The following is a 23,352-nucleotide window of genomic DNA, read 5'->3' on the forward strand; positions in this document are numbered from 1 at the left end:
CCCCTTTTAAAACCCTGCCCGTAATCCTTTTAAGTTATGTCCTCCTTACTATCGCTAGAGGTGGTAGTTCATGCCATCACCCGCCATACTCATCGAGAACCTCACCAAATCGTACGGGAGCCTGAGGGCGGTTGATTCCCTCACTCTGGAGGTCAACGAGGGGGAGATCTTTGGTTTTCTGGGTCCAAACGGCGCGGGTAAAACCACCACCATCCTCAGCATGCTCAATCTGGTCATACCTGACGAAGGAAGGGTGGAGCTTCTCGGAATGGACGTGACAAAGGAGCCGATTCGGATAAAGGAACGGCTTGGATACCTTCCGGAAAATGCCACGATATACGGCGAGCTGACAGCATGGAAAAACCTCGAGTTCTTCGCCAACTTTTACAGGATGTCGAACGCTGAGAAGGAGAGGCGGATAACCGAGCTCCTGAAGATGGTCGGCCTTTGGGAGGTTCGCTACCGGAAGGCGAAGACATTCTCCAAGGGAATGAAACAGAGACTCCTGATAGCCCAGACCTTCATAAACGACCCCGAGCTGCTAATCCTCGACGAGCCGACGAGCGGTCTCGACCCAGAGGGGGCTCACCTCGTCAAGAGGCTGATAAGGGAAGCCCGATCCGAGGGAAGGACGGTCTTTTTCTCGTCACACATACTCAGCGAGGTCGAAGAGCTCAGCGACAGGGTTGGAATCATCGTGAGGGGAAACCTCAAGGCAGTAGGAACCATAGGCGAGATAAAGAGACAGTTCATGGAGCTTGAGGGCTACGAGATAAAGGTGGAGACCAAGGAGCCCCTGCCGGCTATTGAGCACCCGGAGATAACGAGGATCGAGCTGGTCAGGCCGAATCAGGCCATAATATTCGCCCGTACAGACATCAGGGAGGAGCTGTCAAAGGGCCTCTCCGAGAAGGGACTCACGATCCTGAGGCTCGATATCGAAGAGCCCAGCCTTGAAGACGTTTTCCTCAAAACCGTTTACGGGAGGGATGAGGAATGAGGAAGCTTTTGGGGCTTCTCCTTTCACTGGTTATTCTGTCGTCGCTCGTTGCAGCTCAACCTTACGTGACGGTGTTTGAGGGCAGAATCACCACGGGACAGACCCTTGCGGTGGGCAACTATACGATAACCGTTGTCCAGGCCGCCGATGGAAGCTACTATCTGATGCTGAGGAACGGAAGCCGGATCCTGGAGCTGAAGCCATTCGCCTTTGGAACGGAGATAGAGAGGGACGGCCTCAAAATCCTCTTCGGAAGCTACACCTCACAGGGCGGTTTCGTGGTCGTGTCCGTAAAGCCGAATTTCATCACCTCCATCAAGCCGGAGGTCGGTGCGAAGGCCATCTTTAACGGCAACGTCGTCGAGGTAACGGCCGTTGGTAATAAGACCGTTGACGTCTCGGTCAATGGCGTTGCGAGAACGCTGGAGGTTAACGGAAGCGCGGTAGTTGATCTGATAGCCCTTGAGTACGACGGGAAGGAGATAAGGGTGTACGCTGCAAGCCCGGTCTCCGAAACCGTCAGCCTGAATTATATGGTCTTCTACCCCTACGGAAAGATAAGGGTCTCCGGGCCGGTTGATATCCCGATAACGATAACGAGCTCCTCCAACACCGAGATGAGCCTGAGCCTTAAGGTTATCTCAATGCCCGAGGGCTGGAAGGCAAGCTTCCTGTACGGAGGCGTCGAGGTCGAGGAGATAACGCTCCCACCGATGGGCTCGGTCACGGTTACCCTTCACATCAAGGCAACGGGAAGCGGAACGGTCAGGTTCGCGGTGGGGGACTTCCCCGGAAGCATCGAGATAGAGGCCACGGGAGTTGAGGTCTCCATCCCATACCTTGCACTCGATGTTGAGGCCGGCCAGGTTCTCACGATTCCCGTAACGTTCAGTGGAAGCGGAACCGTGGATTTCGAACCCAAGGACCTCCCGGCCGGTTGGAACATGTATCTGACCGCCGGAGGGTACAGGCTCAGGAGCTTTACCGTCTCGGGAACTTTAACAGGTAGTCTTGTCATCGAGGTTCCCAGGAACGCCACCCTCGGAGACCACAGGTTGAGCTTCACCGTAAACGGAAGGGAGTACGGCCTGACGATTCATATATACAAAACCTACCTCGGACAGCCGGCGAAACTGACCGTGATTCTGACCGACGAGAGCGGAAATCCCGTGAGGGGATGGGTGAGCGTAGGAGGGAAGAACGTCACAACCTCTCCAACCGGTGCTGCAACCTTGGAGCTTCCAGCGGGCAAGTACAAACTCACCGCCGGCGCTCCCGGGGCGATTCCCAAGGAAGAGACCATCGAGCTGGGAGATGGCGAGGAGAAGAGCCTCCGGGTAACCCTGAGCAGGGCACCGTACTACTTCGAGGCCGAGCTCCAGAGTGACGCCCTCACCGTTCAAGCGGGCGGAAGTGCCAGCACCGAGGTGAGAATAACCAACTTAGGCTCCAACGAGGACGAATACAGGATAACCTTGGAGGGACTTGAGCCCGGATGGAGCTACGTGATCAGCCAGGACCCCAGCGGCGCCACTCCGGTGGGAACGGTGAAAGCCGGTCCCGGAGAGAGCACAAGCGCTTACCTCGTGGTTATAGCACCCTTCAACGTTGTTTCTGGGGAGATAAAGGCCAGGGTCATCATTAAAGGGGAGAGAACAAAGGTTGAAAAAACACTAACCGTCAGGGTCGAGAATCCCGCAAGTTTAACCCTAAATGCGGACTATCCGAGCCTCACAGTGAAAGCCGGAGGCTCAACTGCCACCAACATATGGGTGGACGCCGCTGGAACTGTTACCAACGTTAAATTCTCGGTTCAGGCCCCAGCTGGATGGGACGTCGAGGTCGTTCCGGACACCATCCCACGGCTCGGGGTTATAGAGGGAGGCAACGTCCAGGTGTATCCCGGGCCCACCACCGTTGAACTCCGGGTCAAGGTTCCGAAATCAGCCCCAGCCGGAACGTACACCATAACCGTAACCGCCACGGGCGACCAGGCCAAAGCGGAGACCGTGATAACCGTCAGGGTAACACAGAGCTCCAGCAGTGCCTATCTCGGAATTCTGCTCCTCGTGGCAGTCTTCGGGGTCGTGATATGGCTGATGAGGAGGGTCGGAAGGAGATGAACCCGGCCTGGAACATAGCGCTCAAGGAACTCTACACCTCGGTGAAGAGCAAGAGGTTCATCGTCATCATGGGCATCTACCTTCTCATCTTTGCCCTCGCAGTTTACGGTATCAAGGACTACCTTATCCGCATGGGGACGCCGAGGGTGGAAAGCAACGAGCTTTTCCTCTGGGGGTCGGTCAGCGAGGTCTACATGACGCCGCTTGCAGCACTCTTCATGATAAACATGATGATAATCACAATCATAGGCGCTGTTCTGGGTGCGGCTCTGGGTGCGGATGCGATAAACAGGGAGGTCGAAACGGGAACTGCCAAGGTCCTCCTAGGGCATCCGGTTTACCGTGACGAGGTCATCAACGGCAAGTTCCTCGGCATGGGGCTGCTGATAATCCTCACAAACCTCGTTGTCTACGTCGCCATAGTGGCCGTGATGCTGATACTGGGCATTCCGCTGGACGGGGATTCACTTTTCAGGGGTTTTCTGGCGATCATCGCCACGATACTCTATACTCTGACGTTCCTCTCAATCGGTGTGCTCTTCTCAACCCTCTTCAAGAAACCGGAGACATCGATGCTTGCCGCCGTCGGTCTGGCCATCTTCCTCACTGTCTTCTACGGCATAGTGGTCGGCATAGCCGCCCCAAGGCTTGCCGGCCCAGAACCGCCGTGGGGAACCGGTGCCCATGACGTCTGGCAGGAAACGGTAAACACATGGATGGCAAGGCTGCACTTCCTCAACCCGGCACACCACTACGTCCAGCTCGTCCAGTACATCTTCGGCGGGGACAGGTTCCTTAACTACTACATCCCGCTGGGAGATTCTTTTACCTACGGCTTCAACAACCTGGCCATGCTCCTCGTGATGCTCTTCCTGCCCTTCGCGATAGCCTACGTTAGGTTCATGACCAGCGACATCAGTTAGCCCATTTCTTTTTCTTTCTGGAGAAGAGGGAAAGGAAAACCGGAATCAACCCTTGGCAACTCCCATCGGGCGCATTCTCGCCACGAGGTTCGCTATGCCCGCCTGGTGGACGACGTTCACAACGTTGTCGACACTCTTGTAGGCCCCCGGGGCCTCCTCTGCAACGACCCTCAGCGAAGCCGCGCGGACGTAGATTCCCCTCTGAAGGAGCTCGTTCCTCAGCCTGTCGCCGCGGTACTGCCTGGTTGCGGCGTGCCTGCTCATCAGCCTTCCGGCTCCGTGGCACGTTGAACCGAAGGTCTCCCTCATGGAACCCTCTGCCCCGGCAAGGACGTAGCTTGCCGTTCCCATCGAGCCTGGAATCAGAACCGGCTGACCAACGTCACGGTAGGCCCTCGGCACGTCGGGGTGTCTGGCAGGGAATGCTCTCGTTGCTCCCTTCCTGTGAACCACGACCTTGACCTTCCTTCCGTCGACCTCGTGCTCCTCGACCTTGGCTATGTTGTGCGCCACATCGTAAACGATGCTCATTTCCATGTCTTCGGCCTTCCTCTTGAAGACCTCTTCAAAGGACTCCCTGACCCAGTGGGTTATCATCTGCCTGTTGGCCCACGCGAAATTCGCAGCGGCCTTCATCGCGCTGAAGTACCTCTGTCCTTCCTCTGTCTGGAATGGAACGCTGACGAGCTCACGGTCAGGCCAGGGCACACCGTACTTCCTGTTGGCCTTCTCCATTATCCTGAGGTAGTCGCTCGCCACCTGGTGGCCGAGACCCCTGCTTCCGGTGTGAACCATGACAACGACCTGCCCCTCAAAGAGGCCATACGCTTTAGCTATCTTTTCGTCGAAGATCTTATCAACCACCTGGACCTCAAGGAAGTGGTTTCCGGAGCCAAGGGAACCGAGCTGCGGCGCTCCCCTCTGCTTTGCTTTCTGGCTAACTGCTCCTGGATTCGCGCCCTCCATCCTTCCGCCCTCCTCAAGATGCTCGAGATCCTCCTTCCAGCCGTAGCCGTTATCGACGGCCCACTTGGCACCATCAGCGAGGACATCGTCAAGCTGCGTCCAGTGGAGCCTTACCCTTCCTTTGCTTCCCAGTCCGGAGGGCACGTTCCTGAAGAGAGTGTCAACGAGCTCCTTTATCTTCGGTCTCACTTCCTTCTCGGTGAGGTTCGTCCTTATGAGCCTGACACCGCAGTTGATGTCGTAACCCACTCCTCCGGGGCTTATGACGCCCTCTTTCACGTCAAAGGCCGCAACACCACCGATCGGGAAGCCGTAGCCCTGATGGCCGTCGGGCATGACGATGGAGTACTTGTAGATGCCGGGGAGCATCGCAACGTTGGCGGCCTGCTCAAGGGTTCTGTCTCCCCTCATCTTCTCTATCAGCTGGTCGTCAGCGTAAACTCTGCCCGGAACGCGCATTCTCTTGTCGTACTTCGGTATCTCCCAACGTATTTTATCTATCCTCTTCAGCGGCACCATCCTCCCACCTCCGTTTTAGATTACCCTAACATTATTTTAAGCTTTCGCGGGGTCTTCGAGCTTCAGCCTTCTCTCCTTCGGCACGTAGTTTATGAGCCTGCCCTCCTTGGCCTTGGCCGAGCCGAGGTAGTATGAGCGCCATTTAACTATCACCCATCCGTGAAGGTCCTTATCGTCGATCTCAACGCTCTCGCCGGATAAATACCGCCTCGCCCTCTCGTCGTCCAGCTCGACGACGTTCTTCGTGGCTTTCGGCCCAACGAGGAATGAGCCTTCGATACTCAACCTTATCCCATCACTCTCTATTCTCCCGAAGTACACCCCGTTCCTGTCGGGCCCTCTGATTTCGAAGGAGCAGGGCTTCCATGCGTAGACCTTGTGATACCTCCCGCGTATCTCATATACGAGCTCCGGTGCATATCCGTAGTTCTCAATGAGAAGCCTTTTGACGAGTTCGGTGTCGCTAGTTCTTCCTATCTTCTCCCTCGGGTTTTCGCTCATGCCCCTCCCTCCGGCTTGACTATCTTCGCGATGAAGAAGGCCTCGGTGTCGTTGTCGTTGGGGTGTATGCGGAGGGCCTTCTTCAGCTCCTCCGAGTAGGTTCGTCCCTCCCACTCAAGGACCGGCTCGCTGGTCTTCACCGGCAGATCTATCGGCTCAAGCCTCGCGGCGGTCTTCCTCAGGAGGTAATCAACGACCTCCTCGTTCTCCAGGGGGTCTATCGTGCAGGTCGAATAAACTAGAGTTCCACCCGGCTTGAGCGCCCGATAGGCGGCCAGGATGAGCATCTTCTGGATGTTCATGTACTTGATGACACCCCTCAGGCGCCAGCTCTCCAGGAACTTCCACTTCTTCCGTATCATCCCCACGGAAGAGCACGGGGCGTCGAGGAGAATTCTGTCAAAGGTATTCTCAAAACGGCCGAAGTAAGCCCCGTCCTTCGTAGTTACACGGGTGTTTAAGACGCCCATCCTGTTGAGGTTCGCTATGAGGACGTTGGCCCTGCTGAGCTTCGGGTCGTTTGCTATTATGCATCCTTCGTTCTTCATGTACTGGGCCATTTGCCCGGTTTTTGAGCCAGGGGCTGCCGCCATGTCGAGAACCAGCTCGCCGGGCTTCGGGTCGAGGACGACCGGAGGTATCATAGAGCTCGCTTCCTGGCCGAAGATCAGGCCAAGACTGTGCTCCGGGACCTTCGCGAGGTTGTCAACGTTGATGAAGAAGCCCTCGCGAACCCAGGGGATTGGCTGGAGTTCAAACTCTTCTCTGAGCCTCTCAACCACCACTTCGAGCGGCGCCTTGAGGGTGTTCACCCTTATGCTCTGCCTCAGGGGTCGGATTATGAACTCCCAGAACTCGTCGGTATCTTCGAGCATCGAGTAGCGCTCGTAAAAGGCGGGGTTGGTCTCCCTAATCCTGTCCCTCGCGCTCATGGAACCACCTCAGATGTCCGGCACCAGCTGCGCCATCCATCTCCCGTCCGGCAATTGCTCTATCTTCATCTCGTGGTAGGTTATCGCCTTTACCTCTTCCTTTGGCTCGTGCTTCTCGTAGTCGAGAACCTCACCGCAGGCCTTCGCCCTAAGTCGGTAGCCTTCCCCGGTTCTCTCTATCTCGACGTCAACGTCTCCAAAGACCAGTCCCTCCATGTCGTGGAGCACGAGAAGCTCCTCAAGGAAGTTGTAGAGGAGCGCCATCAGGTCTTCGCCCTCAACCTCAATCTCGCGGCATTCTTTGCTCTCCACCTTCCTCACGTCAACCATCACGTCAAAGAGCGCCAGCGCGACGGCCTCGAAGGCTTCCTCAAGGCTCTCACCGTAGCCCCTGATTCCAACATCAGCCGTGTGCTCGTAGTGCTCCCACTTCCTCATGCCCTTCACCCCCAGAAGGCTTATAGGGACGGAGGTTTATTAGCCTACGGGTGGGAAAATGAGGGAGATAACGCCTCGGAAAATAATCGAGATGAAGGGGAAGGAAAAGATAGCCATGATAACTGCTTACGATTACCCCTCGGCGCTCATAGCCGATAAGGCGGGAATGGACATAATCTTCATCGGCGATTCCCTGGGAATGGTTGTCTACGGCGAGGAAAACACGCTGAATGTCACGATGGAGCAGATGGTGTTCCACACCAAAGCGGTCGCAAGGGCCGTTAAGAGGGCGCTCGTCCTGGCGGACATGCCCTTCGGTAGCTATGAGGTGGACACCGAGGATGGCGTCAGAAACGCGGTTAGGCTCATACAGGCCGGGGCGGACGCGGTGAAGATCGAGGGCGGCTACGACCACCGAAAGCTTGTGAGGAAGCTGGTTCGCATGGGAATTCCGGTGATGGGGCACACGGGGCTTACGCCACAGCGCTATCTCCGCCTCGGCGGCTACCGGCTGATGGGCGAAACGGATGATGAAATCGAGGAAATCCTCCGCGATGCTAGGGCACTTGAGAAGGCCGGTGCCTTCGCCGTAGTTCTAGAGTTCACGCTGGCGGACGTTGCGAAGCTCGTAACCGAAGAGGTCTCGATCCCCACCATCGGAATCGGTGCCGGCCCCTACGTTGACGGACAGGTTCTCGTCTGGCACGACCTCCTGGGAATCTACGAAAATACGCCCCCCTTCGTCAAGAAATACGCCGACATCGGCGGCATGATACGACTTGCCCTTGAGAACTACCGCGAGGAGGTAAAGAGCGGCGAGTTTCCGGCGAGGGAACACTACTGGGAGTTCCTCGATAAGGACGACTTCCGGAGAAAAGCCCAGAGAGCCCTCGAAAGGCTCGGAGAGGATGACTAGATGCTGAAGGGCAGAAGGATCACCGTCATCATACCTGCTTACAACGAGGAGACGAGACTCCCAGAGGTTCTTGAGGGGATTCCGGACTTCGTTGATGAGGTCGTCGTTGTGGACGACGGCTCAAGCGACGGGACGTACGAGGTGGCCAAGGCGTTTTCCAAGAAGGACGGCAGGATAAAGGCCATCCGACTTGAGAAGAACTGTGGCAAGGGCTGTGCGATGCGGGAGGGAATCAAGCACTCCAGTGGAGACGTCGTGGTCTTCATGGACGCCGACGGCCAGCACAGGCCCGAGGAGATAAGGAACCTCGTGGAGCTTATAGTCGCCGGCGAGGCGGATCTGGTGATAGGAGCGAGGAAGGTCGAGGAAGCCGGAAAGAGACCTCTCCACAGAAGGCTCAGCAACATAATAACGACGCGCCTCATCCGCCTCAAGCTGCGGCAGTACGTCTACGATACCCAGAGCGGCTTTCGGGCGTTCAGCCGGGAGTTCCTCCCGGAGATAGAGAGCGACCGCTACGAGGTCGAAACAGAGATGCTGATAAAGGCCGCCAAGAGGGGAGCGAGGATAAAGGAGGTACCCGTGAGCATGATATACGATCCCTCCCGGGAGGGACGATTCGGCCCGAAGGACGTTTTTCGCTTCGTCAGGGCGCTGTTCAGGTTCTGAGCTCGCTTTCCACCCTCACCGCGCCCAGGGTTCCCAGGGTTATGAGGAGAAAGCCAACCGCATGGTAAATCGTAAAGCTCTCACCCAGCAGGATGCCCAGTCCGATTGCAACGGCCGGCGCTGGCGTTATGATGGCGGTGGCCTTGGAGAGGTTGATGAGCTTTATCGAGCGGTACCAGACCAGCTGACCGACGGCTATCACCAGGCCCTCTGCAATAACAAAGCGGGAGAACTCCAGGCCGGTGGCGATGGCGAGTGGAAAGAGTAGGAGAAATCCGAAGGTGTTCCTCAGAGCCGCTATCGTGGGCGGACTGTATGGCAGTCTCTTGGCTATCACATGGCCCAACTGCCAGAAGAGCGGAACTAGGAGGAGAAGGAAATCGCCGAGGTGTAGCTCCATCGAGCGCCCCTGGAGTATGACGACGATCAATCCGACCAGTATGGCGGTGGAATAGCCAACCAGCCTCCGCGTTATTCTCTCGCCGAGGAAGAGCCACGAGAGGAAGAACGAGAAGAGCACCTCGCTCCGCGTTATCAGTGCAGCGTTTATCGCCGTGCTCATTCGCGCCCCGAAGGAATACGCAAGGTATGCAAGGGCCGTGCCGAAAAGACCCACGAGGAAGGCCCTCTTTAGATCCCCTGGATTCCTCCGGATTTCTTCCAGTTCCCCGGAAACGATGAGTTTGACCCACAGAAGGAGAGATGCCACGAGCGCTGAAAAGGCGGCAAAGCTTATGGGATTGGATGGGTTGGACTTTATCACAACCGGCTCAAGGCCATAAATAAACATTCCAACGATTGCGAAGAGCGCGCCGAGGGTTTCCTGCCTCATACTTCCTTCTCAGCGCTTCATCTTAAAAAATCCTCGGAAAATTGTGGAGACTTCTACAAACTCCTACGGTCGAGGAAAGCCCGAGTAAGGTCCCTCCATATCTTGGATTTTGTCCAAGATGGTGGGCAGCTTCCAGATTGTGGGGACATACGTAACAAAAAAGAATAAAACTAAAACTTAAAGTCACAAGGTTTAAATAGAGCGTTAACAAGATTATAATGGGGGATTTGGGTGGCGGCAATAACTATGGGGCCCCTCACGATTAAGAGGATAGAGGCGTTCGGATTCACGATTCTAATCGTTGGAGCTATCCTCCTAGCCGCCACCCTGTGGGGAGTCTCGTACAAGTTCCAGGAGAACGTCGTGATACCCACGGGAGGGTACTACGCATACAAGCTGGACGGCTACGAATGGAGCGTGATACAGTTCTCCATGAAGTCCAACGAACCGGTGACGATATGCATCACGGACGAAGTGGGCTTCAGAATCCTGAAATCCGGCGATGGAGCGCTGTGCCTGTTCAAGGTCGACGGCGCCACCAGGGTCGACAAAATCTGGCGGTTTCCCAAGAATGGCCCGATGTACCTTGTGATAATCCCCGACTCAAACGGCGGCCCCGTCTCAATCTCCCTCCGCGTGAAGGGCGGGCTGGTTCTGTGGTGAGCTGCAATGGAAGACGATGTTCTAATGAGGCTTTCTAAAGAAGGTTGGCTTTTCAAAAGAGAAGGACAATTGTGGAGCCGGGAGCGGGATTTGAACCCGCGACCTGCGGATTACGAGTCCGCCGCCCTGCCGAGCTAGGCTACCCCGGCACCCGATGTTAAGGTTAACGGGAAGTTTATAAGTTTTTCTCAGGGGCCTGGAAGGAGCCCGTTTATAATCTCCAGCCACCTGTCGGGGTTGGCGGCGACTATAAGGACGAGGACCGCGAGGAGGAAGTTCACCACCGTTACCTTCCGCAGGGAGGCGATCTCCAAGTTGTAAATGGTCTCCGGAATCCGGGTCGTTCTCCCGTCAGTGACTTTGGCTATGAGGGCACCGAGTGCTATGCCTGTCAAAACGTCGTAGACCCAGTGGTGGCCCAGGAAGACCGTGGCAAAGGGTATGAGGGTGTTCACCAGTATAAGAAGCTTGCCGCCGAGCTCTTTTCTGTATCTCCAGAGGGTCACGATGTTTATCGTTATGATGGTGTTGTGGAGGGACGGAAGGACGAACTCCTGCCTCGTTAGGAGCGTGTTCGACGAGTTGTATCCAGGTAGATTGTAGACTATGTGGGGCGCGTAGATGTGGAAGACGAGATATATCGCACCCGCCACGGCGTAGGCCATCAGATAGCGGATGAACAGCTCGTCCGAGGCCTTGAGGTCTTTCTTGTAGATGAGCAGGTAGAAGACTATGATGGCTATTGAGCCTGAGAACCCCAGGTAATAGACAACCGTAAAGAGGGAGTACAGCGGGGGAACGGCCTTTGTGAACTCAACGAGGCCAACAACAAATTCTCTGGACGTAAGGGGGAGCCTCAGAAACTCAGAGGTCACGTCAACGCTCCAGCGGCCGATAACCCCGTACAGTACCCCGAAGGCTATCCATCCAAAGTAGCTGAGAAAGAACGCGTTAAGCCGTACGAGCACCTCCGGGTCCTGAAGGCGACGCTGGAGCAGGTTCATAACTTTTACCCCCGAGTAGTCAAACCTTTAATTCTCCACTCTTAAACACACTATCGCCTTCGACTCCAACCCTTAAAAACCTTACACTCGAATAAGGGGTGGTGAGAACATGCGAATACCAAACTACGGGGAAATAAGAGCTCAGACCATCCTTTTCGACCTCAACGGCACACTTGGAGAAAGCGGAAAAGTCGGGGAGGAGGTAAAGCATCTCCTCGAAAGGCTCGCGGACAAGTACACGGTCGTCGTTCTGAGCGCGGACACCTTTGGAACGCTGGAGGAAGAGTTCAGGGAACTTCCCGTGAGGATAGAAAGGGTTTCGAGCGGTGCCGAGAAGGCGGAAATCGCGAAGGGTTATGAACCCTACATAGCCGTTGGCAACGGGAACAACGACGTGGCCATGCTGGAAGGCGCGGAGTTAGCTTTCTGCGTGATAGGACCTGAGGGAGCGACAACCGACGCCCTCCTCGCCAGCGATGTGGTTGTGAGGGACGTTAAGGATGCCATAGCCATGCTCCTCGACGAGAGAAAGCTCATAGCGACGCTCAGAGGGTGAGCTATGGACCACAGAACGCTGAGGGGAGTCGGCACTGCCGAGCTCGTGGTCAAGAAGTCAGTCTTCATAGGTTACGCCTCGCCGGTAAAGACGGAGGAAGAGGCCAAGGAGTTCATCGCAAAAATCAAGGCCCACCACAGCGACGCGACGCACAACGTTTCCGCCTACCTCATCAACGACGGAAAGAGCTTCGCGGTTCGCTACGATGACGACGGCGAGCCGAAGGGCAGTGCGGGAAAGCCCGTCCTCAAGGTTATCCAGAACAAAGGGTTGAGCAACGTTGTCGTCGTTGTTACCCGCTACTTCGGCGGCATAAAGCTCGGCTACGGCGGTCTGGTCAAAGCCTACAGCGATGCCGCCAGCTTGGCCATCGAGAACGCAGGCATCGTTGAAGTCTACGAGACGGAGCGCTTCCAGGTCACCTTCCCATATGGCCTGTTTCATCTCGTCAGGGAGACCGTTGAGAATTCCGGAGGAAAAGTCGTTGGAGAGGACTACGGCGAGCTGGTGACGTTCACCGTCGAAACGAGGAAAGGAGAAGCGGAGAATCTGATGGAGCTCTTGACTGAGAGGACGAGGGGAAAGATCCGGCTGAGGAGGCTCTTCATGAGTTCATTTGAGGGGAACCTCTGAGTTTTTACACCCCATGTAAATTACATACCATGTAAAAATCCAACTCAGTCACCCCTGCCATCGGAGGAGGACCCTTCCAGAACCCTTTCCCAGACCCTTATCGCGGCCCATTTGTCTAGGAACTCGTTGAAGGTACCGCACTTCGGGGAGAGCGTGCAAACGGGACAGCCGTCCTGGCAGGGGCAGGAACGAAGGTGCTCAAGGCTTTTCTCCATCAGCATCTCGACGTTTTCGTAGATTATCGGTGCGAGGCCCGCTCCCCCTTCGTTGCCGTCGTAGATGAACACGACCGACCTTCCAGCGTGGGGTAAGCCCGGAAAGCTCGCGTAGCTGTAGCCGCCTAGCTCCCTCGAATCCACGTAGGTGAAGATGGGGGCGATTTTTATCATGTTGTGCTCTATCGCGTGAAGCGCCGAGCCGATTCCGTCCTTGCTGTCGATCATCTTCTTTATCGCAAAGGCCAGCTCTTCATCGCTGATTCCGAGCCTCTGAAGGGCGTCACCGATGGCTTTCCTTATGACGTGGGTTGTCGTCCCGAGGTAGAGCGGGAAGAGCTTCCTCCTGTCGAGGTTGCTGTAGAGGGTAAAGGCAGGGTCTTCAAAGCCCTTCTCGGTGGCCACATTGAAGAACTCCCTGAACTCCTCGCTCGTGACTTCCCTTATCGAGTCCGGAAAGACGAGCCATATTCCATCGGTCTCAAACTCCCTGATGTAGGGTTCCTCGAACTCCACCTTCGCAAACTTCTCCCAGTTGAGGATCGAGAAGTCCTCCCCGGCCTCGATCCTCTCGCCTGTCATCGGGGACTGTATCTCGCCGCGCAGGATGCCGTCCTCCTTCAGTCTGACCAGCTCACCGACGTAGTTCCCTGTGTCGGCCCCTTTGACGGCGAATCCAGTGTAGACGTGCCTGACCCTCAGCCGACCGAGGTGTATCTCAACTCCCCTGTAGGTTTTCTCGTCCCTGCTCTCAAGTATCTCGACCTCCTCCCTCTTGGCCACAAAGGTTTCCACGTCCCAGAAGCGGTTAAGTCCCCTCGCGAAGACGAAGTGGAACTTTCCAAGGGAGAGCCTGTCTCCGGCCATGTAGAGCTCTCCCCGTGAGAAGTAGGCCATTCCCGGGAGGAGAGAGCGGTGGTACTCGCCGGCATCGACCTCCTCGATGATGTAACCCTTGAGCCTGAGCCAGTTGATGAAGTTGAGCAACTCCCTGAGCGAGGACTTCTCCATCAGCTTGCCCCTTATCCAGGGCTCGTCCTTAACGAGGAAGAACGTCTCATCGCTCGCCGTTCTCAGTGACGAGTAGCTGAAGGCCGGCTTCCTCAGGCGGACTTCAAGCCTTCCAGTGAGCGGATTTTTCTTCAGGTCTGCCTTCCTCTTGATGACGAGCCTCTCGGCCATCTTCCTCTCGAACTCCTCAAGCTCGTCCCAGTCGACTATCCCCAGCTCCGTGAGGAGGTAGTGGAGGTGCTTCTCGGCTATGCGCTCGTTCTCCAGGTTGACCGGCATGTATTCGATTATACCCCTCTCCAGCCTCTCAACGAGCTCGTCGAAGTGTTCCCTGTAATAGTAGTCGAGGCCGTTCTTTCTGAGGACTATGGCGTTCAAAGCTTCTCTGTCGGCCTTCCTTCCGGCCCTGCCGAAGCGCTGAATGAGGGAGAAAAGGCCGTCCGGAGGGATGCCGTAGTTGATGACGGCATCGAGGTCGCCGATGTCTATGCCGAGCTCGAGGGCGTTGGTCGTTAGGAGAACGAGCAGTTTGCCATCCTTGAAGTCCCGCTCTATCTCCCAGCGGACGTTCTTGGGTAGAGTCCCCTTGTAGGTGCTCGTTCTGTGAAAGATCGGAGAGCTGAGGAGGAAGCGGAGGAGCTTTTCGGTTCCCCTTCTGCTGTCGAAGAAGACCAGCGTCTTAACCTTCTCCCCGGCGAGCCTCTCAACGGCCGCCCGGAGGAGCTGCCTCTCGTCGAGGTTCCTCGGCTCGAAGATGACGAGATACCTCCTCGGAAAGGGGTTGGTGGCGTGGCCTATCGCCTCGAATCTCCTCCTGAAGAGCTTCTCCGCAAACTCCTTCGGGTTCCTGAGCGTTGCCGAGAGCGCTATGATCTGGGGCTTCGCCCCAAGGCGCCTCAGCCTGAAGTCGAGGCGGCGGAAGAGATACGCAAAGTTGCTGCCGAAGACACCCCTGTAAACGTGAAGCTCATCAACGACCAGGTAGCGGAGGTTCCTGAGGAGCCACTCGTAGTCCCGCCAGCGGCGCAGAATGTTGTAGTGGAGCATGTCTGGGGTCGTAAAGATAACCCTTGGCTTCTCGCGAAGGAGTTGCCGCCTCTCCTCCCAGGGGACGTCTCCGGTCAGGATCCTCGCGCTCACGTGCTTTCCGGTGAGGCGGTAGAAGACGAGGTTCTGAAGTGAGAACTTCTCGAGCTGGTTGTTTATGAGGGCCCTCGTGGGGTATATGAGCAGGTAGGTCGCGCGGGGGTTGGAGAGGTAGGAGTCGAAGATGGCCAGCCTGAAGATCTCACTCTTGCCGCTCGCCGTCGGCGTCGTCACGACGACGTTTTTTCCAGAGTAGAGCCTCCCGAGGGCCTCGACCTGATGACGGTATAGGGTGAAGCCGAGCTCTTCGAGGAGGGCGTTTACCTCGGGGTTGTTGAACCGAAAATCCCCGAACTCGCCTTCCTTAGGCGGAAAAACATGCACCCTCGCTATCTCGGACTTGAGAGGCTTGAGCGTCTCGAAGAGGGACATGGAGATAAATTGGAAAGAACGGCTAAAAAAGTAGCGGGCATGTCTCCACTATGAAACTCCTGCCCACTGAACAAGATGGAGCGAACGACAGGAGGGTCACCATCCCGCAACCCTTTAAAACCCTCTCCCTCAGCCTAACCCGGTGGTGAGTGATGAGGATAGCGGTCATCGATTACGACAGGTGCAATCCGGACAAGTGCGGCAACTTCCTGTGCGAGCGCGTCTGCCCGGTCAATCGAATGGGCGGAGAGGCGATAATCATAGACGAGGAGAACTACCGCCCGGTGATTCAGGAGGCAAGCTGTACCGGCTGCGGAATCTGTGTCCACAAGTGCCCGTTCAACGCGATAACCATAGTGAACCTTCCAGAGGAGCTCGAGGAAGGCTGTGTGCACCGCTATGGGATAAACGCCTTCGTCCTCTACAGGCTCCCGGTGGTCAAGGACGGCATGGTAGTCGGTATTCTCGGACCGAACGGAACGGGTAAGACGACGGCCGTTAAGGCCCTGTCCGGGCAAATCGTTCCAAACCTCTGCGGCGACAACGAGGACTGGGACAACGTTATCAGGGCATTCCGCGGCAACGAGCTCCAGAACTACTTCGAGAGGCTGAAGAAGGGCGAGATAAGGCCCGTCGTCAAGCCGCAGTACGTTGACCTGATACCCAAGGCCGTCAAGGGCAAAGTTAGGGACCTGCTGAAGAAGGCCGACGAGGCGGGCAAGTTCGATGAGGTTGTCAAGGAGCTTGAACTCGAGAACATCCTCGACAGGGAGATAAAGCAGCTGTCCGGCGGTGAGCTCCAGCGCGTGGCTATAGCCGCGGCCATGCTCAGGGAGGCTCACTTCTACTTCTTCGACGAGCCCTCGAGCTACCTCGACATAAGGCAGCGCCTCAGGGTGGCCAAGATCATCCGCAAGCTTGCCGACTCCGGAAAGGCCGTTCTGACGGTCGAGCACGACCTGGCGATTCTCGACTACATGAGCGACATAATCCATGTCGTCTACGGCAAGCCTGGAGCGTACGGTATATTCTCCCAGCCGAAGTCAACGCGCAACGGCATAAACGAGTTCCTGCGCGGCTATCTCCGCGACGAGAACGTTCGCTTCAGGCCGTATGAGGTCAGCTTCACCAAGAAAAGCGAGAGGAAGAGCCAGGAGGGCGAGATACTGGTCGAGTACCCGAGGCTGGTGAAGGACTACGGAGCCTTCAGGCTCGAGGCGGAGGGCGGAACGCTCTACGTCGGCGAAGTGGTTGGCATAGTGGGTCCCAACGGAATAGGTAAGACCACCTTCGTCAAGATGCTCGCCGGTGTTGAGAAACCAACCGAGGGTGAGGTTGACTGGACGCTCACCGTAAGCTACAAGCCGCAGTATATCAAGGTGGACTACGAGGGGACGGTCTTCGATCTACTGAGCAAGATAAACGCAGGAAAGCTGATGAACAGCTTCTACAAGACCGAACTCCTGAACCCGCTCGGCATCCCGGACCTCTACGACAAGAAGGTGAACGAGCTGAGCGGTGGAGAACTCCAGAGGGTTGCGATAACCGCCTGCCTGATCCGCGACGCTGACCTGTACCTCCTCGACGAGCCTTCCGCACACCTCGACGTCGAGCAGAGGTTGGCCGTCTCAAAGGCCATACGCTCACTCATGGCAAAGAACGAGAAGACTGCCCTGATAGTCGAGCACGACGTCATGATGGTCGACTATCTCAGCGACAGGCTCATAGTCTTCGAGGGCGAGCCCGGAAAGAGCGGAAGGGCGCTTCGGCCCATGGGAATGAGGGAAGGCATGAACCGCTTCCTGGCCTCGGTCGGCATAACCTTCAGGAGAGACCCAGAGACCGGAAGACCGAGGGCCAATAAGGAAGGCTCCGTGAAGGACAGGGAGCAGAAGGAGAGGGGCGAGTACTACTACGTCTCGGCATAGACATCCCTCTACATCCTCTTTTGCGTTTTTCTAGCCCTTCTTATTGCTTTTCCCATTCTGCCTGGCGTATAGCATATCCGAAATCTTTTTAAACCTGACTAGCATATGTAAGTTAGAACATACATATGTGGGTGATAGTATGATTAGGTTCGACGCAATCGCTGGAAGGCTCCAAGAGATAAAATGTCGCGGGAGGTGCCGGTGATGGCAAGATGGACGGCTCCGGCGTGGCTTAGGGGGACGATCGACCTGGTTCTCACTGTAGTGTTCGTAATACTCGCCGTCTCGGGGATAGCCCTTTACCTGGCGCCCTCGGGGAGGATAGCTGACACCATAGGATGGACGTTCCTTGGCCTGGACAAGGACGCCTGGACGAACGTACACACGTACATGGGCTTCGCCATGATAGGTCTCATAGCGGTGCACCTCGTGATAGGCTTCAGAAGCATGTTGACCATGCTTAAAGTGGGTTTCAAACAGAACAGATGGAAGCCTGCGGTGGCTTTTCTGCTCACCATGGGCCTGGTCATCGGTGGGTTCCAGGCCTACAAGGCATACTTCATAGAGGAAGAGTCCGATAGGGGGACGGATTACGAGGTTTACGTAGCCGCCGACACCAACGCTACCTACACCTACGTTGAGATAACCGGCTCGATGATGAAGACCTACACACTCCAAAGGCTGGCGGAAATCTACGGCGTCTCCGCAGAAGAGCTGGCGAAGGCGCTGAAGGAGGATTACGGCATCGAGGCGGAACCCAGCGAACTCCTCGAGACCATAGAGGTCAAGAACGGCCTGGACAGAGAGGTCTTCAAGGAGGAACTCGCGGCAGCCATTGAAAAGCTCCTTGGAGCGAAGTCGGGTGAGACCGACTCAACATCCAACACAACCGGCGGGGAGGAAAGCTGATGGGGCCGTACTTTCCTCAATACGTCTATGCAGAGACACCCGGCTACGTTGAGTACGTAAGCATCGCACTGTGGCTCGTCCTCCTGACGGTGGTAGCGCTTTCAACGTACCGCCTCAACAAAACACTGAGCGGGATGCTCGCAGAGGTAAGGGGCATAAACGCATCGGCAGTTGAACTCATGAAAGCAACCGACGACGTGGAGAAGATGCTAGAGGAGGTTTAAAGGGGATACGTGCCTTTACTGACTTTGCACTCCGGAGAAATCCCCCGGTTTTTTCTAACCTTCTTTTAAATGTCCGATTAAACGCAAATAAACGGTGGGTAACGTTGTTTAACGATAAAAATCGAAAAAAGAGAGAAGGGACCGCTTCAATAAACGAACGTGAATCTAAACGGACGATTTCGTGAAAAAAGCTTAAATATGTCTTATTTCATAGAGAACATCGAGGTGAAGCGGTATGATGTGGAAAAAAGGCATTGCATTGCTCTTTGGTTTGATGCTTGTAGCGACCACGCTGTCCTTCGGTAGGGCTGCCGCCGCGGATACACCCGTGACCGTGATTCTGGTAAGCGACAACGAAGCAGACTGCGCCCTGGCCGAGTACCTGGCGAACGTTACCGGGGCCATCGTGGTAACCACAGAGTGGGGTGCCTACGACCCGAACGTTACGGCGGAGATCATGAGCTACGCCCCGGACGAGGTGATAATAATCGGTGGTCCTGATGCCGTGGTGGAACAGTACGTCAGTGACCTCCAGGATCTCAACATCACCGTCGAACGCTGGGGCGGCCAGAACAGGTACGAGACCAACGTGGCGGTCATCGGGAACGCAACAGTCAAGCTCAGGATAAAGTTTGAAAACAGCGTGATAGTTGTTCCTGGCAACGACACCGGAGCGATAAAGGAGGCTCTCAGAAGGGCCGTCAAGGTTCACGGCGTCATAATATTCGCCAACGATACCACAGACCCCATCAGGATAATGGCGAAGTTCCAGATAATGCCCAAGAACATCACGATAATCCACAGCCACGTGATGATGCACGTTGCCGAGAGGGTCAGGGAGAGGATGAGAACCCACGCCAACATCACGGAGATCGAGGTGAACGTGACCCCTGAGATGGCACTCGAGGCCATCAACGCGAGCGAGGAAAGGATAGCGACCGCGAGAGAGATGCTCCAGAACGTGACCCTGGACCCGCAGGAGGAGATGCTCGTAACCAGGATGCTGGCCCTCGCGGAGAGGGAGCTGGAGAACGCCAGGGACGCCTACGACATGGGCAAGTATGGAAGGGCCTACGGTCAGGCGATAGCGGCCAAGGCCCACGCGGAGTTCGTGATACGGGTGGCCTCCGACGAGTGGGAGGTCAAAGTGCGTTTTGAACCGGCCATGAGGGCAGAGATATTCGTTCACCGCGTTGAGATACAGCTCAATGCCATGGAGCGGGCTGGAATCAACGTCACGGAGCTGAGGGAACTTGTGGGACAATTGAAAGTAGCCATCAAAAACAAGGACTACGATGCCATCGACTCCCTCATGGAGCAGATACGGCGCGAGTTGCTTGAGCTATACGCCAACGGGAGGGGCAAGTTCAGGGAGCATATGGTACTCCCAGTGCACGGCGGCCACGCAAGGCCGTGAACCCGCTTTTGGATTTTCCTTTTTATCGCTGCTTTACAATCTTTCACCCGCGTTGCCCTTCTACCGTCCTTCTCGCTCCTTGGGGGCCCGTTTTACGCCTTCCTGAGGCGCTGATTCGAAAGCTTTTTATTTCTCCCCACCAACTTATGTAAGAGCCTGCTGCCCTATGGAAGCTCAAGAGTGATGTGAGATGGTCGAGAGCATACAGGAGATAACAGTGGTTGCAGAGGCCCTGAGTTCCCCCGTGAGGGTGAGGATACTCAAAATGCTCTGCGAAAAGGAGTGGTACGTCTACGAGCTGGCCAAGGCCCTAGGCATTTCCCGCCAGTTGCTCTACCTCCACCTCAAGAAGCTCGAGAAGGCCAACCTCGTCGAGAGCGAGCTCCGCCTGGAGCCCAACGACCCCAGGGCAAAGAAGTACTACCGGGCAAAGCCCTTTAAGTTCGTCGTTGATAATGAGACCATAAAGAACCTTAAGGAGGTGTGATGATGCCCTACGCATCGACCCCGAGCGGGTGGATAAGCATAGTCCTCGGGCTCATACTGATAGCGATAATGGTCTTCGCCTTCTACCAGATGAACAAGACCCTAGGGGAGCTCAAGCTTGAGCTCGCCCAGCTGAGGAACACACTGGAGGAGACCAAGAGGCACACCGAGGAAGTCAAGAAGAAGCTTGAGGAAGTCTGAAATGCTGCCTCCAGGTAAAATCCCCCCGGAGAAGCTCAGGGAGCTGGTCTTTAACCACCTCGGGGCTAGGGGAGAGAGGGTTATAATCGGGGCTGACCTCGGCATAGACGCCGCTGCAATCGATTTTGGTTCTTCCGTTCTCGTGGCATCGACAGACCCGATAACCGGGGCCGAAAAGGGGATAGGTTTCTATGCGGTTCACGTCAACGCCAACGACGTTGCAACCTTTGGCGCAAGGCCGAAGTGGTTTCTGGTGAGCATACTTCTCCCGGAGAGCGCCGATGAGAGTCTTCTCATCGAGATAATGCGCGAGCTCCACGAGAGCGCATCAAAGCTCGGGGTCGCCATAGTCGGCGGCCACACCGAGGTGACCCCTGGGCTGGAGAAGCCCATAGTCGTCGGGACGATGCTCGGTGAGGTTGAGCGGGAGAAGCTCGTAACTTCCAACGGAGCCAGGCCTGGGGATGCCATTATCGTCACCAAGTGGGCCGGCCTCGAGGGGACGTCAATAATAGCCAGCGAGAGAGAGGAGGAACTGGAGAGGGCCTTCGGAAGGGATTTCGTGGAAAAAGCCATGTCTTTCATCGGGATGATAAGCGTCGTGGAGGATGCCCTTACTGCCAACGAAGTTGGCGTCCATGCCATGCACGACCCAACGGAGGGGGGCATAGCCAACGGCCTCCACGAGATGGCGGATGCGGCAGGCTTGGGCTTCCGCGTTTATCGGGAGAGAATCCCCATAAGGGAAGAGACACTGAAGATATGCGGCTTCTACAATCTAGACCCGCTGGCACTAATAAGCTCCGGGACGCTGATGATAGCCGCACCCAAGGAGCGGGTTGATGCGGTCGTTGAAGCCCTGAGAAGGAAGGGCATAAACGCCTCAGTCATAGGCGAGTTCGTGGAAGACCCGGGCGTGAAGGTAATCGTTGAGAACGGAAGTGAGAGGCCCTTGGGGAGGCCTGAAAGCGACGAGCTCTGGAAGGTCGTCTAAAGCTCCACTGCTATTCTCAGCCTTTCCTCTTCCTCAAGCTTCCGGAGTATCTCAAGAGCCGTTTTGGGGTCCAGCTGAACCGTTCTGAGGTGCTCATAGGCCTTTCTTATCTCCTCCCTCTGATAGCCCGAAGATGTCTTCTCCATGTACAGCAGAACCGCGAGGAGGACGCCCTTGATGCTCTTCTCGGGTAAAGGCAGGAGCTTCCAGCCGCTGTCGTAGACGTAAGCTGCCTTGGGGGTTTCGTCTCCACGGAGCTCGGCAACGGGTAGCGTCGTGGAGCCCTCGCGGGAAGTCAGATACTCGACGAGAGTTTTTTCGGAATATCCCTCCCTCTTCAGCCCCTCGAAGCTCAGCTCAAGTGCCTTAAGCAGGGAGGCAAGCCTCTCGACGTCCCTTATCCTAGACTTGGAGAGGATGGAGAGCTTGAGAACAACCCTCTCAAGGGGCTCCTCCTCGATGTTGGCGGCTATTAAAACCCTGTCCCAGAGGCGGGAGCCTTCTTCAAAGGCCTTAACCGCTATCCAGACGGTGCCGTTCGTAAGAATCCCATACCTCACGCCGGAGTTGAAGCAGTACCGCGCCAGCTGGCGCAGTGGCTCGTCCTTTTTTAGGATGTTCACGCCCATGTTCTTTGCCTCGACGTAGGCGAAGACCTTTCCGTCCAGCATGAGGGCGTAGTCCGCCCTTCCATCTTCGGTCCTGGCCTCCGGTCGGACCTCCTCCGGGTTGTTCCAGTCCCAGCCGAGGGCCCGAAATATTTCGCCGATGAGATGCTGCTTCACAGCCTCCTCGTTCTTGGTGTAGAGGCCCCTGTGAGCGCGCACCTTCCTGAGAACGTTGACCACCGCTTCCCTGAGTTCATCCATGCACATACCCCCCAGCACGTAGGTTCTGCTCCGGGCAACCTAAAAGCTTTTGGGGTTGGTCGAGTAGTATCGCCCGGTGGAAAACATGTGTCGGATACTCTTCGCGGCTGGGGATGGCAGGGACGTCGCCCCCCTCCTGGATGCACTGGTCAAGGCGTCCGAAAACGATCCTTACAAGGAAAAGCGCGGAAGGGGAAAACAGCATCGCGACGGCTGGGGCTACGTGCTGCTCAAGGACGGAAGCGTGAGGCACTACAGGTCAATGAAACCCGTGTTTGAAGACACCGAGGCGGTGAAGTCCCTTAGGGGTGAGCTGGAGGGCTTCGTAACACTCATGGTGCACGCCAGGGCGGCATCCCAGGGCGTCAAGAGCCTCTTCAACGTCCAGCCCTTCGCGTTCTCCTCAAGGCACGGCTTCACCTTCTGGCTCCTCCACAACGGCGACCTCGACAAGTCCAGAATCATAGAGCTGGCAGACCTAGACGAGAAGGAGCTGGAGAACGCCTCCGACACCTACGCCTTCGCAACCTACCTGTGCAGAAAGCTTCAGAACCCGAGCCTCAGCAACCTGCTCGTCCACTACAGAACCATCGAGGAGACTACGAAGTCCCTCTTCAACACGGTGACCCTCTTCCACCGCTCGACCGGGGACTTCATGGCCTTCATCACTGCGAGGATGAGCGATGAATACATGGAGAACCCGCTGAACTACGACTACGGCAAGCTCCTTGTTCTGCAGAGGGAGAAACTCTTCGCGGTCGTCTCATCAACCCTGGAGCTCTACCATCCCGCGGAATACGAGGTGGCACCGAACGAAACCGCGTTCTGCGTGCGCATCCACGAGGATGCCTTTGAAGTCGAGACCGTCCACCTGTGAAACGTTATATACGATGTCTCCCCATTTT

At 56.2% G+C, this 23,352-nt stretch carries 24 protein-coding genes and 1 tRNA gene; 16 read left to right on the top strand and 9 right to left on the bottom strand.

Annotation, left to right across the window (positions count from 1 at the left end; translation table 11 throughout):
* The first annotated feature begins 70 nt into the window (after nucleotides 1-70).
* Genes CDI07_RS04255 through CDI07_RS04265 form a run of 3 tightly spaced genes read left to right on the top strand, consistent with a single transcriptional unit; the run spans nucleotide 71 to nucleotide 4,046 of the window.
* A complete protein-coding gene (locus CDI07_RS04255; protein WP_088180427.1) occupies nucleotides 71-1,000 on the top strand; it encodes an ABC transporter ATP-binding protein in 930 nt (309 codons plus the stop codon).
* Nucleotides 997-3,123 carry an NEW3 domain-containing protein gene (locus CDI07_RS04260; RefSeq protein ID WP_088180428.1) on the top strand — a complete coding sequence of 709 codons (2,127 nt, stop codon included), beginning with the start codon at nucleotides 997-999 and terminating at the stop codon, nucleotides 3,121-3,123. The genes CDI07_RS04255 and CDI07_RS04260 overlap by 4 nt, the downstream gene beginning before the upstream one ends.
* Nucleotides 3,093-4,046 carry an ABC transporter permease gene (locus CDI07_RS04265; protein WP_226996610.1) on the top strand — a complete coding sequence of 318 codons (954 nt, stop codon included), beginning with the start codon at nucleotides 3,093-3,095 and terminating at the stop codon, nucleotides 4,044-4,046. Before CDI07_RS04260 ends, CDI07_RS04265 begins: the two co-directional genes overlap by 31 nt.
* A 45-nt stretch (nucleotides 4,047-4,091) precedes the next feature.
* Here CDI07_RS04265 and CDI07_RS04270 read toward each other — a convergent pair whose 3' ends face one another.
* Genes CDI07_RS04270 through CDI07_RS04285 form a run of 4 tightly spaced genes read right to left on the bottom strand, consistent with a single transcriptional unit; the run spans nucleotide 4,092 to nucleotide 7,402 of the window.
* Nucleotides 4,092-5,531: an RtcB family protein gene (locus CDI07_RS04270; RefSeq protein ID WP_088180429.1), complete on the bottom strand. Its 1,440-nt coding sequence runs from the start codon at nucleotides 5,529-5,531 to the stop codon at nucleotides 4,092-4,094.
* A 36-nt stretch (nucleotides 5,532-5,567) separates the two neighbouring features.
* On the bottom strand, nucleotides 5,568-6,032 hold the full coding sequence (locus tag CDI07_RS04275) for a hypothetical protein (protein WP_088180430.1): 465 nt from the start codon (nucleotides 6,030-6,032) through the stop codon (nucleotides 5,568-5,570).
* Complete coding sequence (locus CDI07_RS04280) at nucleotides 6,029-6,964, bottom strand: tRNA (cytosine(49)-C(5))-methyltransferase (protein WP_088180431.1); 936 nt, start codon at nucleotides 6,962-6,964, stop codon at nucleotides 6,029-6,031. The genes CDI07_RS04275 and CDI07_RS04280 overlap by 4 nt, the downstream gene beginning before the upstream one ends.
* 9 nt (nucleotides 6,965-6,973) lie before the next feature.
* Nucleotides 6,974-7,402, bottom strand: a complete 429-nt coding sequence (locus CDI07_RS04285) for an archease (protein ID WP_088180432.1) — start codon at nucleotides 7,400-7,402, stop codon at nucleotides 6,974-6,976.
* Between the two features lie 58 nt (nucleotides 7,403-7,460).
* Between CDI07_RS04285 and panB the strand changes: the two genes are divergently transcribed.
* Together panB and CDI07_RS04295 are read left to right on the top strand one after the other, a co-directional pair.
* The gene (gene panB, locus CDI07_RS04290) at nucleotides 7,461-8,318 is read left to right on the top strand and encodes a 3-methyl-2-oxobutanoate hydroxymethyltransferase (protein WP_088180433.1); all 858 of its coding nucleotides are present in this window, start codon (nucleotides 7,461-7,463) and stop codon (nucleotides 8,316-8,318) included.
* Nucleotides 8,319-8,987, top strand: a complete 669-nt coding sequence (locus CDI07_RS04295; protein WP_088180434.1) for a glycosyltransferase family 2 protein — start codon at nucleotides 8,319-8,321, stop codon at nucleotides 8,985-8,987.
* Here the strand turns inward: CDI07_RS04295 and CDI07_RS04300 are convergent.
* Nucleotides 8,977-9,819 (bottom strand): DMT family transporter, encoded by an 843-nt coding sequence (locus tag CDI07_RS04300; protein WP_088180435.1) that lies wholly within the window; start codon nucleotides 9,817-9,819, stop codon nucleotides 8,977-8,979. The genes CDI07_RS04295 and CDI07_RS04300 overlap by 11 nt on opposite strands.
* Nucleotides 9,820-10,050: 231 nt before the next feature.
* Here CDI07_RS04300 and CDI07_RS04305 point away from each other — a divergent pair, with 231 nt between their 5' ends.
* Nucleotides 10,051-10,482 carry a hypothetical protein gene (locus CDI07_RS04305; protein WP_226996611.1) on the top strand — a complete coding sequence of 144 codons (432 nt, stop codon included), beginning with the start codon at nucleotides 10,051-10,053 and terminating at the stop codon, nucleotides 10,480-10,482.
* A gap of 72 nt (nucleotides 10,483-10,554) precedes the next feature.
* Here the strand turns inward: CDI07_RS04305 and CDI07_RS04310 are convergent.
* Together CDI07_RS04310 and CDI07_RS04315 are read right to left on the bottom strand one after the other, a co-directional pair.
* Nucleotides 10,555-10,631, bottom strand: a tRNA-Thr gene (locus CDI07_RS04310).
* A gap of 39 nt (nucleotides 10,632-10,670) precedes the next feature.
* Nucleotides 10,671-11,486: a phosphatase PAP2 family protein gene (locus tag CDI07_RS04315; RefSeq protein WP_088180436.1), complete on the bottom strand. Its 816-nt coding sequence runs from the start codon at nucleotides 11,484-11,486 to the stop codon at nucleotides 10,671-10,673.
* Between the two features lie 109 nt (nucleotides 11,487-11,595).
* Here CDI07_RS04315 and CDI07_RS04320 point away from each other — a divergent pair, with 109 nt between their 5' ends.
* Both CDI07_RS04320 and CDI07_RS04325 read left to right on the top strand, forming a co-directional pair.
* Nucleotides 11,596-12,042 (top strand): HAD family hydrolase, encoded by a 447-nt coding sequence (locus CDI07_RS04320; RefSeq protein WP_088180437.1) that lies wholly within the window; start codon nucleotides 11,596-11,598, stop codon nucleotides 12,040-12,042.
* Nucleotides 12,043-12,045: 3 nt separating this feature from the next.
* On the top strand, nucleotides 12,046-12,675 hold the full coding sequence (locus tag CDI07_RS04325; RefSeq protein WP_088180438.1) for a YigZ family protein: 630 nt from the start codon (nucleotides 12,046-12,048) through the stop codon (nucleotides 12,673-12,675).
* 44 nt (nucleotides 12,676-12,719) lie between these two features.
* Here CDI07_RS04325 and CDI07_RS04330 read toward each other — a convergent pair whose 3' ends face one another.
* Complete coding sequence (locus CDI07_RS04330) at nucleotides 12,720-15,419, bottom strand: DEAD/DEAH box helicase (protein WP_088180439.1); 2,700 nt, start codon at nucleotides 15,417-15,419, stop codon at nucleotides 12,720-12,722.
* A gap of 152 nt (nucleotides 15,420-15,571) precedes the next feature.
* Here CDI07_RS04330 and CDI07_RS04335 point away from each other — a divergent pair, with 152 nt between their 5' ends.
* The 7 genes from CDI07_RS04335 (at nucleotide 15,572) to CDI07_RS04365 (ending at nucleotide 21,578) form a co-directional block, all read left to right on the top strand.
* A complete protein-coding gene (locus tag CDI07_RS04335; RefSeq protein WP_088180440.1) occupies nucleotides 15,572-17,347 on the top strand; it encodes a ribosome biogenesis/translation initiation ATPase RLI in 1,776 nt (591 codons plus the stop codon).
* Nucleotides 17,348-17,551: 204 nt separating this feature from the next.
* Nucleotides 17,552-18,256 carry a DUF4405 domain-containing protein gene (locus tag CDI07_RS04340; protein ID WP_088180441.1) on the top strand — a complete coding sequence of 235 codons (705 nt, stop codon included), beginning with the start codon at nucleotides 17,552-17,554 and terminating at the stop codon, nucleotides 18,254-18,256.
* On the top strand, nucleotides 18,256-18,480 hold the full coding sequence (locus CDI07_RS04345) for a hypothetical protein (protein ID WP_088180442.1): 225 nt from the start codon (nucleotides 18,256-18,258) through the stop codon (nucleotides 18,478-18,480). The genes CDI07_RS04340 and CDI07_RS04345 overlap by 1 nt, the downstream gene beginning before the upstream one ends.
* A 235-nt stretch (nucleotides 18,481-18,715) precedes the next feature.
* Nucleotides 18,716-19,897, top strand: a complete 1,182-nt coding sequence (locus CDI07_RS04350) for a cell wall-binding repeat-containing protein (RefSeq protein ID WP_088180443.1) — start codon at nucleotides 18,716-18,718, stop codon at nucleotides 19,895-19,897.
* A gap of 190 nt (nucleotides 19,898-20,087) precedes the next feature.
* Nucleotides 20,088-20,384: a winged helix-turn-helix domain-containing protein gene (locus CDI07_RS04355; protein WP_088180444.1), complete on the top strand. Its 297-nt coding sequence runs from the start codon at nucleotides 20,088-20,090 to the stop codon at nucleotides 20,382-20,384.
* Between the two features lie 2 nt (nucleotides 20,385-20,386).
* The gene (locus CDI07_RS04360; RefSeq protein ID WP_088181540.1) at nucleotides 20,387-20,584 is read left to right on the top strand and encodes a hypothetical protein; all 198 of its coding nucleotides are present in this window, start codon (nucleotides 20,387-20,389) and stop codon (nucleotides 20,582-20,584) included.
* 1 nt (nucleotide 20,585) lies between these two features.
* The gene (locus tag CDI07_RS04365; RefSeq protein WP_088180445.1) at nucleotides 20,586-21,578 is read left to right on the top strand and encodes an AIR synthase family protein; all 993 of its coding nucleotides are present in this window, start codon (nucleotides 20,586-20,588) and stop codon (nucleotides 21,576-21,578) included.
* Here the strand turns inward: CDI07_RS04365 and CDI07_RS04370 are convergent.
* Nucleotides 21,575-22,447 (bottom strand): type I restriction endonuclease, encoded by an 873-nt coding sequence (locus CDI07_RS04370; RefSeq protein WP_088180446.1) that lies wholly within the window; start codon nucleotides 22,445-22,447, stop codon nucleotides 21,575-21,577. The genes CDI07_RS04365 and CDI07_RS04370 overlap by 4 nt on opposite strands.
* Before the next feature lie 85 nt (nucleotides 22,448-22,532).
* On the opposite strand from CDI07_RS04370, the gene CDI07_RS04375 reads away from it, so the two are divergent.
* Nucleotides 22,533-23,324 (top strand): class II glutamine amidotransferase, encoded by a 792-nt coding sequence (locus tag CDI07_RS04375; RefSeq protein ID WP_088180447.1) that lies wholly within the window; start codon nucleotides 22,533-22,535, stop codon nucleotides 23,322-23,324.
* Nucleotides 23,325-23,352 lie beyond the last annotated feature (28 nt).

Origin of the sequence: Thermococcus sp. 5-4, from assembly GCF_002197185.1 — an archaeon.
Lineage (GTDB): Archaea > Methanobacteriota_B > Thermococci > Thermococcales > Thermococcaceae > Thermococcus > Thermococcus radiotolerans.

Coding starts and splice junctions, on each gene's coding strand:
- CDI07_RS04255 (WP_088180427.1), top strand. CDS start 71: ATGCCATCACCCGCCATACTCATCGAGAACCTCACCAAATCGTACGGG.
- CDI07_RS04260 (WP_088180428.1), top strand. CDS start 997: ATGAGGAAGCTTTTGGGGCTTCTCCTTTCACTGGTTATTCTGTCGTCG.
- CDI07_RS04265 (WP_226996610.1), top strand. CDS start 3,093: ATGGCTGATGAGGAGGGTCGGAAGGAGATGAACCCGGCCTGGAACATA.
- CDI07_RS04270 (WP_088180429.1), bottom strand. CDS start 5,531: ATGGTGCCGCTGAAGAGGATAGATAAAATACGTTGGGAGATACCGAAG.
- CDI07_RS04275 (WP_088180430.1), bottom strand. CDS start 6,032: ATGAGCGAAAACCCGAGGGAGAAGATAGGAAGAACTAGCGACACCGAA.
- CDI07_RS04280 (WP_088180431.1), bottom strand. CDS start 6,964: ATGAGCGCGAGGGACAGGATTAGGGAGACCAACCCCGCCTTTTACGAG.
- CDI07_RS04285 (WP_088180432.1), bottom strand. CDS start 7,402: ATGAGGAAGTGGGAGCACTACGAGCACACGGCTGATGTTGGAATCAGG.
- panB (WP_088180433.1), top strand. CDS start 7,461: ATGAGGGAGATAACGCCTCGGAAAATAATCGAGATGAAGGGGAAGGAA.
- CDI07_RS04295 (WP_088180434.1), top strand. CDS start 8,319: ATGCTGAAGGGCAGAAGGATCACCGTCATCATACCTGCTTACAACGAG.
- CDI07_RS04300 (WP_088180435.1), bottom strand. CDS start 9,819: ATGAGGCAGGAAACCCTCGGCGCGCTCTTCGCAATCGTTGGAATGTTT.
- CDI07_RS04315 (WP_088180436.1), bottom strand. CDS start 11,486: ATGAACCTGCTCCAGCGTCGCCTTCAGGACCCGGAGGTGCTCGTACGG.
- CDI07_RS04320 (WP_088180437.1), top strand. CDS start 11,596: ATGCGAATACCAAACTACGGGGAAATAAGAGCTCAGACCATCCTTTTC.
- CDI07_RS04325 (WP_088180438.1), top strand. CDS start 12,046: ATGGACCACAGAACGCTGAGGGGAGTCGGCACTGCCGAGCTCGTGGTC.
- CDI07_RS04330 (WP_088180439.1), bottom strand. CDS start 15,419: ATGTCCCTCTTCGAGACGCTCAAGCCTCTCAAGTCCGAGATAGCGAGG.
- CDI07_RS04335 (WP_088180440.1), top strand. CDS start 15,572: ATGAGGATAGCGGTCATCGATTACGACAGGTGCAATCCGGACAAGTGC.
- CDI07_RS04340 (WP_088180441.1), top strand. CDS start 17,552: ATGGCAAGATGGACGGCTCCGGCGTGGCTTAGGGGGACGATCGACCTG.
- CDI07_RS04345 (WP_088180442.1), top strand. CDS start 18,256: ATGGGGCCGTACTTTCCTCAATACGTCTATGCAGAGACACCCGGCTAC.
- CDI07_RS04350 (WP_088180443.1), top strand. CDS start 18,716: ATGATGTGGAAAAAAGGCATTGCATTGCTCTTTGGTTTGATGCTTGTA.
- CDI07_RS04355 (WP_088180444.1), top strand. CDS start 20,088: ATGGTCGAGAGCATACAGGAGATAACAGTGGTTGCAGAGGCCCTGAGT.
- CDI07_RS04360 (WP_088181540.1), top strand. CDS start 20,387: ATGCCCTACGCATCGACCCCGAGCGGGTGGATAAGCATAGTCCTCGGG.
- CDI07_RS04365 (WP_088180445.1), top strand. CDS start 20,586: ATGCTGCCTCCAGGTAAAATCCCCCCGGAGAAGCTCAGGGAGCTGGTC.
- CDI07_RS04370 (WP_088180446.1), bottom strand. CDS start 22,447: ATGGATGAACTCAGGGAAGCGGTGGTCAACGTTCTCAGGAAGGTGCGC.
- CDI07_RS04375 (WP_088180447.1), top strand. CDS start 22,533: ATGTGTCGGATACTCTTCGCGGCTGGGGATGGCAGGGACGTCGCCCCC.